The 14,285-nt window shown below is 60.4% G+C and carries 8 protein-coding genes and 1 pseudogene; 5 read left to right on the top strand and 4 right to left on the bottom strand.

Features of this window, described 5'->3' with window-relative positions; translation table 11 throughout:
- Positions 1-196: 196 nt before the first annotated feature.
- Complete coding sequence (locus AB7849_RS10810) at positions 197-3,613, bottom strand: glycosyl hydrolase 2 galactose-binding domain-containing protein (protein WP_439822717.1); 3,417 nt, start codon at positions 3,611-3,613, stop codon at positions 197-199.
- 596 nt (positions 3,614-4,209) lie between these two features.
- Here AB7849_RS10810 and AB7849_RS10805 point away from each other — a divergent pair.
- A complete protein-coding gene (locus AB7849_RS10805; protein WP_050984316.1) occupies positions 4,210-5,259 on the top strand; it encodes a LacI family DNA-binding transcriptional regulator in 1,050 nt (349 codons plus the stop codon).
- 38 nt (positions 5,260-5,297) lie between these two features.
- On the opposite strand, the pseudogene AB7849_RS10800 reads toward AB7849_RS10805, so the two are convergent.
- Positions 5,298-5,476, bottom strand: a pseudogene (locus AB7849_RS10800) (IS5/IS1182 family transposase); the annotation flags it as partial.
- Between the two features lie 115 nt (positions 5,477-5,591).
- Between AB7849_RS10800 and AB7849_RS10795 the strand changes: the two are divergent.
- From AB7849_RS10795 to AB7849_RS10780, 4 genes are all read left to right on the top strand, one after another.
- Positions 5,592-7,127, top strand: a complete 1,536-nt coding sequence (locus AB7849_RS10795) for a carboxylesterase/lipase family protein (protein WP_369501064.1) — start codon at positions 5,592-5,594, stop codon at positions 7,125-7,127.
- Positions 7,128-7,425: 298 nt separating this feature from the next.
- Positions 7,426-9,387 (top strand): ShlB/FhaC/HecB family hemolysin secretion/activation protein, encoded by a 1,962-nt coding sequence (locus AB7849_RS10790; RefSeq protein ID WP_202799641.1) that lies wholly within the window; start codon positions 7,426-7,428, stop codon positions 9,385-9,387.
- Positions 9,388-9,437: 50 nt separating this feature from the next.
- The gene (locus tag AB7849_RS10785; RefSeq protein ID WP_369501063.1) at positions 9,438-11,819 is read left to right on the top strand and encodes a two-partner secretion domain-containing protein; all 2,382 of its coding nucleotides are present in this window, start codon (positions 9,438-9,440) and stop codon (positions 11,817-11,819) included.
- 35 nt (positions 11,820-11,854) lie between these two features.
- Positions 11,855-12,622: a L,D-transpeptidase gene (locus AB7849_RS10780; RefSeq protein ID WP_369501062.1), complete on the top strand. Its 768-nt coding sequence runs from the start codon at positions 11,855-11,857 to the stop codon at positions 12,620-12,622.
- Between the two features lie 219 nt (positions 12,623-12,841).
- On the opposite strand, the gene AB7849_RS10775 is transcribed toward AB7849_RS10780, so the two are convergent.
- Positions 12,842-13,468: a tyrosine-type recombinase/integrase gene (locus tag AB7849_RS10775; protein WP_056766459.1), complete on the bottom strand. Its 627-nt coding sequence runs from the start codon at positions 13,466-13,468 to the stop codon at positions 12,842-12,844.
- Between the two features lie 402 nt (positions 13,469-13,870).
- Positions 13,871-14,248, bottom strand: a complete 378-nt coding sequence (locus AB7849_RS10770) for a response regulator (protein WP_008210684.1) — start codon at positions 14,246-14,248, stop codon at positions 13,871-13,873.
- Positions 14,249-14,285 lie beyond the last annotated feature (37 nt).

The following is a 14,285-nucleotide window of genomic DNA, read 5'->3' as shown; positions in this document are numbered from 1 at the left end:
CAGACCATGATTGTTCCTTGGACGTATAGACGGCCGTAAGGTGGTGGCGGCGTGGTAACGTGGTCACGGAATCAGGTATCATATAAATTGCCTCGCTCCTCGGGTGCAAGCGCTCACGCTTTGCACAAATGTGAACTGAATGCGGAATGATTAATTATCGGCTGCCAGCGACAGCGCATGTATTTGGCTTGAAACGTTACCGCCTACGTCGTGGCGCAGACACCTTCTCGTGCACAGAGACAGCGTTCCAACCGTGCAGGTAAACCACCGCACCATTCAATGGCACTTGTGGATCAACGTCTATTTCAATTCGTCGTGAACCGCCGGGTGGAATGCTCAGGTAGTTGTCGGAGTAATACACCGGCAATACTCGATGTCCTTGCGCATCTACCAAGGTCAATTTCGTATTGAGCGCCATGCTCGAGCTTGGGTTCGCCAAACTGACGTCCACCTGTCCGCCGCGTTCACGCACTGCGGAAAGCTCCAGCTTCACTTGCGGCAATGCATTGAGAGTCCGCAAGCTGCCCGGCTTTGTGCCTGTCCAATAGAAATTCCGCGACAGCTCCTCGCCGCTCGAGCTGCGCAGTACCAGCTCCACGAAGACCATGCCCTCGCGCCGCACTTGGGCACTTAGCTCCAGACGCGGGCACGCGTGCACTACGGATCCGGCTGCTGCAGTCACTTGGCAACTCGTATCCGTCAGCACCTGGCTCTTGGGCCCATATACGGTGACCTGCACGTGGCCGCCCTTCAATGCGTCGCGCGTATTGTTGATGACCGTAATCTGACGTGTAGGCAGGTCCATCTGCACGTGCATGGGCTGCGCAGCCTCCATTACACCGTAATAGGACGCTTGCGTATCGTAGTCGTGGCTGTAAATACTCCACATCGTGTCTGGCCAGGCCGGCTGCGACATCCACAGCATGCGCCCGCTGTTTTCTGTCCACAGATGCGCATTGAATCCCTCGAATAGAGCGCGATAGTTGACGTAGTTCATCATCTGCGCCTTGCGCTCAAAATCGGCAAGGCTCGTGGGATGGCCAAACTTCTCGGCCATCGCCACCATGAAACCATGCACATCGCCATTACCAGACGGGTGCCAATCGTGATATGCCCAATCATCACTCATAGGCCATTGATCAGCCTTAGGCATCATTGCGCTGAATGCGCGCGCGGTTGGAAACGAGGGCGTACCTACTTCGACGGCAAACCCCTTGGACAATTTGGTGAAATAATCCTGAGGCGGCTGATAGTTGTACGGACCACTTACCCACAAATTGATGTCGTTGGAACTGGGCAGATAAAGACGCGTGCCATCAAGCTCGGCGGTGAGCTTGGCCAGCTTTTCGTTTAGCAGCGGCTGGGGTACTCCTTCGTTACGCCCAAACCAAAGTACGATGGAGGGGTGGCTCTGGTACCGTCGAATGACATCGGCGGCATTGCGCAGGAACAGAGAATCATCCATGGGCTCCATGTTGTAGTCCTGCGTGGACTCCCAGAACTCATTGATGATCAGCAATCCATACTTGTCGGCAAGTTGGTAGAACGCAGGCTCTGTGCTTTGTCCAACCCAGTTGCGGATGATGTTCAGATGCGCGTCGCGCTGAAGCTTGAAGTACGGCTCAAGGCGTTCACGCGACACGCGCTTCATGAAATCGTCGGTGCCCCAACTACCCCCTTTGGCAGCGATGCGTACGCCATTGACCCGAAGCACCAGATAAGGTGAAAGGCTGGAAGGCTGCAACGCTGCAACAGCGGGCGAGTGCTCCATTCCCGGCATCAGCGAGTAGGCCCAGATGTGCGGCTTTTGCGTGGGGTGAATGGCCCTGTAGTCGACATTGACTACACGATCCGCGTGGTGCTGTTTCAGGTCCGGCGTGACAAGAACACGATCAAGGTCACCCGCCGAGTTGAACAAGGACAACTCGTAGCTGACCTGACGAATGCCGAAATGTAGTGCACGTGTATCCGAGACCTCATCGCCGACCTCGAAACTCATATTCAACTTGTAGAGGTAGGGATCCCCGTACCCGTTTGGCCACCATAGATGGGGATTGTGCAGCGCAAGCTGGGGGGTGTTCGCAGGGGTCAGACTGACCACGGTGCCACCTGGTGGAACGTCGACCGAGCGGGAGATATGCACCTCGCCGAATGACAGTTCCAAGGTGCCCCGCACGGAACGCTGCGTGGGGTTTGTCAGCGGAACGTCGATGTCCACGTCCGCCCGAGTCAGGTCCGGAACCGGGATGTGGCTGACGATGCGCGGGGCGCCCAAGCGCACTGCACCCGTTGCATGCAATGTTACGGGCTGCCACAGCCCCATGTTCCTGTCCCTGATCGAGGGTATCCAGTCCCACCCCTCGGACGCGATAAACGTGGGGCCATCCAGTGCCTCCTCGCCACCATTGGGTCCAGGCCCAGCGGTCAATGACTCCTCCTGCGCAACACCTGGGTGCGGCGGCGGCGCAACACGCACTGCGATGGCGTTGCGCTGCCCCGGCTTGAGCAGTTTGGTGACGTCAAATTTGCCCCTGATGAACGCCCCACGAATGTCCCCGACCCGCGAGCCATTGACCCATACTTCAGCCGCGTAGTTGACACCGTCAAACGTGAGTTGCAGCTGTTTTCCGTCAAAACTTGCGGGCAAGTCAAACGTTGTGCGATACCACCAATCATGCTCGTGCAGCGATTCCGGTATCGCCATGTTGTTTAGACCGTACGCCGGATCCGGGTAAACCCCACGATCAACCAGCGTAGTCAGCACGGTGCCAGGCACCGTCGCCAGCATCCAGGGCTTGGCGCCTGGCGTGTAAGTCGGTAGCGACAGTTTGTCCCCGTCCGGGCTATCGAGCTTCGTCGCGGACGCCAGGTACCAATCGCCCAAGACCCAAGTGTCGGCACCGCTTTGAGCAAGCGGTGGATGGGCCCCTGGCCGGCGCGCGTGCGGTGCAGAATACGGAGCGCGACTGCGCGGCAATGTCGATGGCGGCTGCGGCACCACCTGCCCTGCCATCTGATGGGTTTGCAGGGGCCAGTGCCCTCCAGCGAGCTCGTAACGCGTCAAAGTTGTCGGGGATGTCCCGTTGGACACTTGCTTGAGCTCGCTCGCGTTTTCCGCATGATCAACAACGGTAAATGCCGCAACCTCACCACCGAAGTGTTCGGCGTTTGGCCATGGCTGCTGTACCGGGCCAATCTGAAGCACCGGGTTTACCACACCACCCTGGGCGGGCACGGATGCGACTTGCGTGGCGTTGACGTACAACTGCAAACGGCCACCACGTTCCACCGCAGCGATGAACTGCCACGCGTTTGCTCGCAACACCGACTTCGTGACTATCTCGTGGGCATCGCCCCACCAAAAGCCCAGATGGCCACCATCGAGCATGAAATAACGCGCCACACCATCGGTGTCACCTAGACCCGCAACCAGCTGGCGACCCACGGGTAGTGCCCGTGGCCGCACCCACGCATACACGGTCCAATCAGCATTCGCATCGAGCATGCCTGCGCCAGCGGGCATCGAGTGGCTGAAGCCAACGCCGCCACTCGGCACCGTGACGTTCCAGGGACCGGATACCGAATCCGCGCGCGCAATGCGCGGGAGAGCCATCACCGCGGCGACGGCCAATGCACACAAAAGGGATGTCCGAAGAAATCCACGACCCAGTAATCGTGCTCGTGTATGCAATGCCCCGCTCCCCAGTTTGGACCAATCAGAGTTCCACTCGCTGCGACGCGCTGTCGGCTGCCCTATCACCCCCAGAACAACCGTGGCACCCCATCACGACCTCCTCACAGGGAAGCAGGAACTGTAAGCGCCACCAAATTTATGGGACCATTTTTATAACAGGGTGATGAAAAGTCAAACTGCAATGCAATGATTTTTTCGTACATTAAATGTATATATAAATTAGTTATTTATATGTAATATCACAATATATTGCGACTAATATGTTGCTGCGCAATATATCCACACTTGGCGTCGCGGCACCTTGAAAGAAGGCAATCTAGCGAGTGGCGAACAATTTCGTGCGCTTTATGAAAGCGCTTACAATGCTATACTCGCTCAAGTCGACCCTCGCACCAAGGCTGCTACGCGCGACTGCGCATGCTCGCTCACCGACTCGAACCAACACGTACGCCGACGCGCAAAATCCGCAACTACGCAGCGATTGACCACAACACGCACGCAGAAAGGTCCTGAACATGACACAAGAACCAAAAGAGCAAGCTTCGGGAACCCCAACGTTGCAGGACGTCGCAACCCGGGCTGGCGTATCGTCAGCCACGGTATCGCGCGTAATCAACGGCGGAGATTCAGTGCGCAAGGAAACGCGCTCGCGGGTCATGCGCGCGATCGAGCTGCTCGACTATCGCCCCAACCTGTTCGCGCGTGGGTTGAGCGGCGCGAGGGCTTATACGATAGGTTTAGCTTACGATAACCCCAACGCATACCTCATCGTGGCAGCGCTGCAGGGCGCGTTGACGGCGTGCGACGATCTTGGATTCGGGTTGCACGTGCACCCCTTCAATTCAAGCGCCCCCAATCTTGCAGAAAAATTGCGCGACTTCTCGAATCGCTTGGGACTTGCAGGAATCGTGCTAGCCCCACCCGTATCGGAGCGCAGCAGTGCCCTGATGTCACTGCGTGACTGCAAGATTCCAGTAGCGCTGGTCCTGTCTTCGAGTGCCGACCCGGGCGGCAACTCACCTTGCGTGTACATAGATGACCGCAACGCGGCCTATTCGATCACAGCTCACCTCATACACCTCGGCCATCGCCGGATTGGTTTTTTGAAGGGCGGCAAATCCCACCACGCGAGCGCAGAACGCTTCGACGGTTACAGGGAAGCATTGCGGGACTATAACGTCGTGCCAAGCGAAGAATTGATCGTACAGGGCGACTATCTATTCGACGATGGCTTTCGTGGAGCACGACGCTTGCTTAGCTTGGCACGTCCACCAACGGCCATCTTCGGCTCCAATGACGAAATCGCGGCTGGCGCACTGGCCGCCGCACGCTCTGACGGCTTACAGATTCCTCACGACATCTCGATCGCCGGATTCGAGGACAGTCCATTCTCTCGTCAGTCGTGGCCACCACTTACTACCGCGCGACAGCCCGAAGACCTCATCATCGAGCGTGCCACACGTCTTTTGATCGCACACATCCGTGGAGGCAAGGTCGAGAACGAAGGTTTCAAGCCAGAGCTGGTGGTGCGTGGTTCCACCGCACCGCCTAGACGCGAAGCTTGAACGAGCCCACGCTCATGTCCACCCGACCCACGATACTGACGCACCTCTCCAGAAGACGCCAACAAGATTCGCCGCGTCATCCGCAGATTCGACATCGCGAACAGCCTCAGAACTTGAGACGTGTTGTTGAGCAATCCCTTGAGGCGCACCTTCCGGCAGCCAAACTGCCGCTCCACTACCCGGAACGGGTGTTCACCCTGGAGCGAACGGCCGCCTGCATATGCTCGGCGCGCTTGACCGCGTCCTTCAACTCGCCGTCGGGCATCGCCTTATGCTGCCGCGCTTGGTCGCCATATGCCACGTGGGGTTCTTCGTCGAGAGTCAGGAGTTCAATGATGCGACATGTTGGCTGGACGATTTGGCTTCGCGCGGCAATGTTTGCTTTGTCTATGTTGGTGACGTTACCTGTGTTGGCCAAGGTGGTGGGGCCGAAGGTGACCGTGATGCAAGGCCAACTGGTAGGCAAGGCAGATGGCACCGGTGGCGCAGTTTTTCTGGGCATACCTTTTGCGGCGCCGCCACTGGGCACGTTGCGCTGGCGAGCGCCGCAGAATGTGATGCCCTGGCATGGTGTGCGTTCGGCGCTCGTGGAACCGCCATCGTGTCCTCAGAATGACTACCACTGGAATTCAGTTGACGCGCATCGTTACAACGAGAACTGCCTCTATCTGAACATCCATACACCCAAACTCGATCCACATGCGCACCTGCCGGTGCTGGTGGTTATCCATGGTGGATCGAATCGCTGCGGTTCGGCCGCGGGTACGGTCCAGACCAATCTGACCAGGCAAGGCATTGTGGTGGTGGCCATTCAGTACCGCCTCGGCGTACTGGGCTTTCTGTCACTGCCGGCGCTGACTGCCGAGCAGCGCGGAAGTTCGGGCAATTACGGTTTAATGGATCAGATCAAGGCTTTGCAGTGGGTGCACGACAACATCGCCCGGTTTGGCGGGGATCCGCAACGGGTGACGATTAGTGGCGAATCAGCCGGTGGCCAGGATGTGGGCCTGTTGATGCTGGCTCACCTCAAGCACAGCCTGTTTGCGGGTGCGTGGGAATCCAGTGGCTCACCCGGCTTCGGCCAGCCCGCACGCACGCTGGCGCAGAACGAGGCCATTGGCACGCAACTGGCCGCGGCAATCGGTGTGCCCGACACCTTGTCTGCCCTGCGTGCCGTGTCAGTGTCCAAGCTGCTGGCTGGTGATCTGAAGCTGCACAGCAAGGCGCTGACCAGTGATGATTACATGTGGCTGCAGGCAGTGGTCGATGGGCGTGTGATCACGGCGCCTCCGGCGCTCAGCCTGGCGCTGGGCGAGGTTAGCAAGATTCCCTATGTTATCTCCTCCAATCGGATCGAGTTGGAAGTCCCTGGTGGCGGCCCGCAAATACCCAAACGCATGCATATCGCTTTCGGCACGGATACTGCCGCGGCAAAACGTTATTACGGCCTCGACGGACATCCGCCTCTTGGACACTTCGATGCCAGCTATGGCCCCCTGGTCGATCGCATGGGAACGGATACCGATTTTCGCTGCAGCGGCAACAACGTGCTGCGCATGCACGCGGCGACCGGCAGTGCGTCTTGGCGTGATCAGGTTTCCGTGGAGTCCAGCGGCAAGCCGTCGCATCATGGGGCTGATCTGCCGTATCTGTATAACGGCTTGCCGTTGAATCGCAGCAGGCCGAGCGTAACTTTGCAGGCGTATTACGCCAATTTCATCAAGACGGGCAACCCCAACGGCAAAGGCTTGCCGCTCTGGCCGAGGTTTGCGGCGGGAAACGAGGTCTATGTCGACTTCACTGCGGCCGGGGTGAAGACGGGCGTCAATCTAGGTGGCCCGGTTTGTCGCTTGGTGAATGGCGTTTGATGTCGGTTACGACGATTCCCTCGATAATCTGACAAGGGGCGCGGAATCATCTGCGCATTCCGTGACCATCCGTTCCGGCAATCCCTAACCGCCGTACCGATGCTGACCGCACCCAGAGCCGATGGCTGGCGTACGACCGCTGTCGACCCGTTGCTGCCGGTGGTGAGCGGCTGCTTTAGGGAAGCCAATTTCTCGAGAGCGACGGCAGTCCTTCTTCGATGACCATGGCTGCGGTGCGAGACCTGAATTCGTCGGTGAAACGACGACGTATACGTTTGGACATGATGACGACCTCTGGGTGAACCTTACGGTTTACGGTAGGTGTCTATCAAACTCGGGCAAGCTCACTTTCCGAAATGTCTCTGGCGCGTGCTCTTGCCGCACTCTTGACTGGGTGCATCGCGCGAGTGCCTGTTTCCAAATGGGGTTTCACGGCAGCGCGACGTCATGCAGCGTAGTTCTCAGGCTGATGTCCTCTGCGGCATCCAGTCTGGCAAGAAGCAGTACAGATCTCTCGCCACATCACTCATCAGCGTATTTGTCGCACGGCCCGAGCATGCCCGTGCGCGGAAGCCGCGCAAGGAAGTTCGACATGAAGAAGAACAGTTTATTGCCGCTGGCGCTGCTGGCGCTGGCTCATGCTGCCTGGGCGCAAGAGGTGCCCGGGGCCGGCAGTCAGCTGCAGCAGCTCCCGCTACCGCCGGTGCCGCAACAGGTCGCGCCGGATATTCGCATCGAGCAGACGACTGCACCGCCGACGTCGGGTGAGAACTCGGTAAGGGTGCTGGTGAAAACACTGCATGTGTCAGGTGAGCATGTTTTCTCCGAGGCGAAACTGCTGGGTGTCGCCGATTTCCATCCCGGCGCGCAGCTCTCGCTGGCGGATCTGCAGGTGATGGCTTCACGCATCACCGAGTTCTATCGGAGCCACGGTTACTTCGTGGCACGAGCGTTTTTGCCCGCGCAGAAGGTCATCGGCAATGAGGTGACCATCGCGGTCAGCGAAGGCCGCTATGGCAAGGTGACCTTGAACAACAGCACCAATCTGTCTGGTCGTCTTGCCCGGAGCAAGCTGGACGGATTGAACACCGGTGATCCGATCACGATCAAGCCACTGGAAAGCCGCCTGCTGCTGCTTTCCGATGTGCCCGGTGTGCATGTTTCCTCGACGTTGTCGCCAGGAGCCACGCCGGGAAGTTCCGACCTGCTCGTCGATGTCACTCCCGGTCGGCGGGTGTCAGGCAGTGTGGATGCGGACAATGCCGGCAACCCTTACACCGGGGAATACCGCATTGGCGCCACGGTGAACCTCAATGATCCTCTCGGGCTCGGTGATGTCGCCAGCCTGCGTGTGCTGACGTCGGGCCGGGGGCTCCGCTACGGACGCGCGTCCTATCAGCTGGAAGTGGGTCGTGCCACGGTGGGTGTGGCCTACAGCAAGCTTGAATACGTGCTGGGAAGGCAGTTCAGGAGCCTCGGCGCACATGGTTCGGCCGAAGTGGCCAGCGTCTATGGCTACTACCCGCTGATACGCTCGCGCGACACCAATCTCACCGCCGGGCTGGTTTACGAAGACAAGACCTTTCAGGACAACATCGACCTGTTCCACTCGGTCAGCGATCGACAGGCGCACGTGGCGACAGCCCAGCTTTACGGCAGTCATCAGGACGGCCTTGGCGGCGGCGGTGTGACCACCTTCTTCGTGGGCCTTTCTGCCGGTTCCCTCGACATTCAGACGCCGGCAGCAAGGGCGGCCGACGCAGTCAGTGCGCGCACCAACGGGTCTTACAGCAAGCTCTGGTTCAACCTCGCGCGACTGCAGCGGGTGACCGATGTGGTATCGCTTTACGGCAGCTTCACCGGCCAGCTGGCGTCTAAAAATCTGGACCCCTCCGAGAAACTGGTGCTTGGCGGCATGGACGGCATTCGCGCCTATCCGCAGGGTGAGGGCTTTGGCGACGCGGGTTACCTGGCCAGCTTGGAAGCGCGCTTGCTGCTCGTCGGATTATCAGCTCACGTGCCGGGGCAGGTGCATCTGCTCGGCTTTGTGGATACCGGGCATATCACCATCAACGAACACCCGTGGTACGCGGGGTCCAACAGCCGCACGCTGAGCAGCGTTGGCGTGGGAGCCACCTGGGAGGATCCGGGTGACTTCTCAGTGAGGGCGTACTACGCGCAAAAGCTCGGCAGCGAGCGTGCGATGTCGGCACCGGACAGGTCGGAACGCTTCTGGATCCAGCTGATCAAGTACTTCTGAGCCCGTTTGGCCCTGGCGCAGGGTCCTGAAAAAGCATTCGAGAATTCACCATGAACCGCACTGATTGTCCCACCCAGAACACGCACGTCCATCCCATTGGCGTGGCGGCCGGAATCGCCTGCCGCACCCCTACGAAGAGCCGATCCTGCGCCGGCCCGGGTGCCCGGTTGACGTCGCTCACCATCCGCGCATTGTCGGCATCGCTGATGCTGGCGCTGGCCATACCCGCCCACGCGACGGTTCCCACCGGTGGGGTGGTGACGGCCGGGCAGGCCAGCATCACCAGCAACGGCAGCACCACCACAATCACCCAGTCCAGCGCGAACGTCATCATCAACTGGCAGAGTTTCAGTATCGGCGCGGGCGATACCGTGCAATTCATGCAGCCTGGCCGCACGTCGGTGGCGCTGAACCGCGTACTGGGCGCCGATCCATCGGTGATCCTGGGCAACCTCACGTCCAACGGCAACGTCTTCCTGGTCAATCCGAACGGGATCCTGTTCGGCAGTGGCGCGTCGGTCAACGTCGGTGGCCTGGTGGCCTCCACCATGGGCATCACTGACGCCAACTTCATGGCCGGCCACTATGTATTTGCCAACGCCGGCGCCGGCTCGATCATCAACCAGGGACGGATCGGCGCGGCCAGCGGTGGCTATGTCGCACTGCTGGGTCGCAGCGTCAGCAACCAGGGCATCATCTCGGCCCGACTCGGCAGCGTGGCGCTGGCCAGCGGTGAGGCGGTCACGCTGGACGTGGCCGGTGACGGCCTGTTGAACGTGTCGGTGTCGCAGGGAGCGGTCAATGCGCTGGTCAGCAATGGCGGCATGATTCAGGCCGATGGCGGTCGCGTGCTGCTCACGGCGCAGGCGGCGGGCAACCTGCTCAATACGGTGGTCAACAACACCGGGATGATCCAGGCGCAGACGATCGAGAACCACAATGGCACGATCCTGCTGCTGGGCGACATGCAAAGCGGCAGCGTGAACCTCGCCGGCAGCCTGGACGCGAGCGCTCCGGTCGGTGGCGACGGTGGGCTCATCGAGACGTCCGCAGCCCACGTCAACGTCGCCGTCGGCAGCAAGGTCAGTACGCTGGCAGCCCAGGGAAAGACTGGCCAATGGCGGATCGATCCGCTGGACTACACGGTGGGCAGCGCCCCGGGCGATAACATTTCCGGCGCGACGCTCTCGGCTGAACTGGTCACCAACAACATCACCATCGACACCACCGGCACGACCGGCACCGGCAATGGCGATATCTTCATCAACGATGCGGTGAGCTGGACTGCCAGCGGGACGCCCACCACGCTGGCGCTTAATGCCAATCGCGACGTGAACATCAACGCCGCGGTTACTGCCACCAATGGCAATTTCTCGGTGTGCTGCGGGCGCGATGTCAACGTCAGCGGGGCCATCACCACCACCAACGGCAGCGTCAAGCTCAGCGCGGGCAACGACATCAATCAGCGTGCGGCGATCACGGTCACGGACGGCAACCTGCTGATGTGCGCAGGGAACAACGTCAATGTGTTCTCCGCGCTCACCCTGACCCGCGGCACCGCCGACCCCACCCGCAGCCTGGGTTTGCCACTGGGCATGACCCTGAGTGCGGATTCGGATGGTACGGGTCCTGGTATTGCCGGCGGCACGGTCGTGTTCGATTCGCTGGCACCGCTGGCAACGGTCACCAAGGCCCCGGTCAACATCTACTACAACCCGGTTTCCTACGCGGCGCCGACGGATTACTCCAACAAGTTCACTCTTACCCAGGGAGCCACCCTCAGCCAATTCATGCTGGTGTTCGCCGCCGGCGGCGACAAGACCTACGACGGCACCACCGCAACCACGCTGACCGGATTGAAGGGCAGCCCGTCGGGGGTGACGCTGGTCAATGGCGCCGGCAGCAGTGCCAACTTCATCACCCCCGACGTCGGCGTGAACAAAGGGATCACCTACACCGGCTACACCTTGTCTGGACCGAATGCGGGTTCTTACGCGCTACCGCTGAATTGCTGCGGACCGGTGCTGGCACATACCACCGGGACGATCACCGCAGCACCAGCACCAGCACCGGCACCGGCACCGGCACCGGCACCGGCACCAGCACCAGCACCAGCACCAGCACCGGCTCCGGCTCCGGCTCCAGCTCCAGCTCCAGCTCCAGCTCCAGCTCCGCCCCCGCCTCCGCCTCCGCCCCCGCCCCCGCCCCCGCCCCCGCCCCCGCCCCCGCCGATTCTGCCGACGGGGGCACCGCCGCTGGGCGTGCCGATGCCGCTGCCGGGGTGGGCTCCAGCGCCGGCCACGCTGGTTGAAGTGACGCACGAGTCACCGTTGGTCATGACGATGCTGGAGGCTCCGGTGCCGCCGCCGATCTTGAGAGTCACTCCTCCCTATGTGGCGCCGGTGTACAAGCCAAAGCCAGCACGAAACTGATGTGGTACACGATACCCGCGCGACCGTGGATGGTTTTGGCGGATGCCGCAAGAGTTCCGGCGAACGAAGGCCTTGGCCACCTGCTGGTGGCGTTGACGCTGGTCATCGCCTGCCATTCGTCGACCGTCGCGGCGAGGCCTTGGATCGACCCGGCATCCACCCGCCTCAGCTCCACGGGTGAGGCTTCGGCCGTCGCCGGGCGCCCACCAGCGCCGGGGGTCGGATTGAATCCACCATCAGCGGAGGTGACCGAACTGGTGCAGTGGGTGATAGCGTCGCGCGACAACGGTGGCATGCCTTATCTGATCATCGACAAGACCGATGCCGCAGTGTTCGCGTTCGATGCGGCCGGACACCTGCGGGCCGCTGCACCCGTGCTGCTCGGGCTAGCGCGGGGCGATCGCTCGGTCGCAGGGGTTGGCGACGAAAGGATGGCGACCATTCGTCCGCAGGATCGCATCACCCCGGCAGGTCGCTTCGTATCATCGCTGGCTCACGATCCGCACGGCAAGGAGATCCTGTGGGTCGACTACAAGGATGCCATCGCGCTGCACGCGGTGGTCAAGGGGACTCCGCAGGAGCACCGCGCCCAGCGCTTGCAGAGCCCAACATCTGCGGACAACCGCATTTCTTACGGCTGCATCAACGTGCCATTGAAGTTTTATCAGAGGTTTGTCAGCCCGGCATTCACGCACACCAGCGGCATCGTCTACATCCTGCCGGAAACCAGCTCGGGACGTCGCTTGTTCTGGTCCGACAAGGTCGGCCATGGCGCCAGCCTGTCGATTTCGGCACAGCCGTAGTCGGGTAAACGCACTTGCCTGAAGACACTCCTGCGGCCCTCATCGGGGTTCTACCTCGTTAACGCGGACACTTCCAAGAATAACGATGATCAGCAACACGTCGCGGCAAGTAAATCGCCAACATCCGCTATCGAGCAACCCGATTCAAGCTGCGACCGGCAGCACCTGGCCGGATAGCGACCGTGCCTTGTGCCGCTATCCGGCGCACAGCCTTTCCGATCAGACTTCGGTCTGCTCTGCGATCTCAAGAGCATCTTCCACTTCGATGCCAAGGTATCGGACCGTGCTTTCGAGCTTGGTATGTCCAAGGAGCAGTTGCACGGCACGTAGGTTCTTCGTCCGTCGATAGATGAGCGTAGCCTTTGTACGCCGCATGGTGTGCGTACCGTACGCAGCGACATCCAATCCGATTCCTTCGATCCATGCATTGACGATTCGTGCGTACTGCCGGGTCGACAAGTGGTCCGAGTTGCGGATCCTGCTTGGGAACAGAAAGGCGTTGGATTGAAGCTGAGCCTGTTTGATCCAAGCGGAAATTGCATCTCGCGTCGGTGCGGTGATTTCAAACTGAACCGGGCGCTGCGTCTTCTGTTGAAGCACGATGGTGCGAGAGGAAATGTGATCCGCAGAGCCGACATCGCGTACACGCAACTTGACCAAATCACATGCCCTGAGCTTGCTGTCGATTGCCAGATCGAACAATGCAAGGTCGCGAGTCTTTCTTGCGAGCTGCAGGCGGATGCGAATTGCCCAGATGTCGCGGAGCCTGAGCGGTGCCTTCTGACCGGAGAGCTTGCCCTTGTTCCAGGGTTCATGGCGCTGAGCGGATGGATTGATCGTACTCATAGCAGACTCCTACCGAGTTGGTGGAGCCTGCTAGCGTGCACCGATGCCACGAATGGGCAATGTTCGACGTGAAGCTGCCGGTGGCGACCGTCTGCTTTCGGAACGGCTAGTTATCGCCGCTGGTGATTACCACAGTGCGGGCAGGTCGCTGAGCTGGCGTCGCGCATGAAGAGCCGGTGCCTACGAGCATCGACGGGGGCTTCGGATGGTCTGATCAATCCTGCTGTCGTCGTGGTTCCGTGGAAACTAGCTACGTGTTCGTTTAGCGCCTGTGGCTTATTGGCTGCCGACGGCTCAGCTGTGCGGTCATGGATTTGCCCACATCGTCTTCATCCGAACTACACGGCAGCAAGTTTCCTGCAAAAGCTGGCTCAGCGATGACCGACTCCGAACGTGGAGGCATCAGGCGGCTGCCGGCCATGGCAGCACCGTCACCGCGGCTAGCAGCGCGCGGCGATCGTAGGGCTTGGGCAGGAAGATCACGTTGTCGGGAAACCATGTGAAGCTGCTGCGTGGATCCGCCGAAGTGAGCACGATCGGCATCTGCCGCTTCATCTGCACGCGCCTAGCGAGTTCGATGCCATCGATACCGCCAGGCATCTGGATATCGCTCAGCAACAGGTCGACGGTGGCGTCGTTCTGCAGGATATCCAGTGCGATGGTGCCATTGCCGGTCGTGATCACCTTGTAGCCTGCGGCCTCTAACACCAGCGCCGTGACTTCACGGGCGTTGCGGTCATCTTCGGCCAGCAAGATGGTTCTGGTCGGGGTAAAAGTCATGAGTGATCTCGGGCAGAAGATGCACCGACCTTGACCC

This window comes from Rhodanobacter sp. FW021-MT20 (genome assembly GCF_041107475.1).
Taxonomy (GTDB): domain Bacteria; phylum Pseudomonadota; class Gammaproteobacteria; order Xanthomonadales; family Rhodanobacteraceae; genus Rhodanobacter_A; species Rhodanobacter_A glycinis.
This window is presented reverse-complemented; position numbering and strand designations above follow the sequence as displayed.

Coding starts and splice junctions, on each gene's coding strand:
- AB7849_RS10795 (WP_369501064.1), top strand. CDS start 5,592: ATGATGCGACATGTTGGCTGGACGATTTGGCTTCGCGCGGCAATGTTT.
- AB7849_RS10775 (WP_056766459.1), bottom strand. CDS start 13,468: ATGAGTACGATCAATCCATCCGCTCAGCGCCATGAACCCTGGAACAAG.
- AB7849_RS10770 (WP_008210684.1), bottom strand. CDS start 14,248: ATGACTTTTACCCCGACCAGAACCATCTTGCTGGCCGAAGATGACCGC.
- AB7849_RS10805 (WP_050984316.1), top strand. CDS start 4,210: ATGACACAAGAACCAAAAGAGCAAGCTTCGGGAACCCCAACGTTGCAG.
- AB7849_RS10810 (WP_439822717.1), bottom strand. CDS start 3,613: ATGGCTCTCCCGCGCATTGCGCGCGCGGATTCGGTATCCGGTCCCTGG.
- AB7849_RS10785 (WP_369501063.1), top strand. CDS start 9,438: ATGAACCGCACTGATTGTCCCACCCAGAACACGCACGTCCATCCCATT.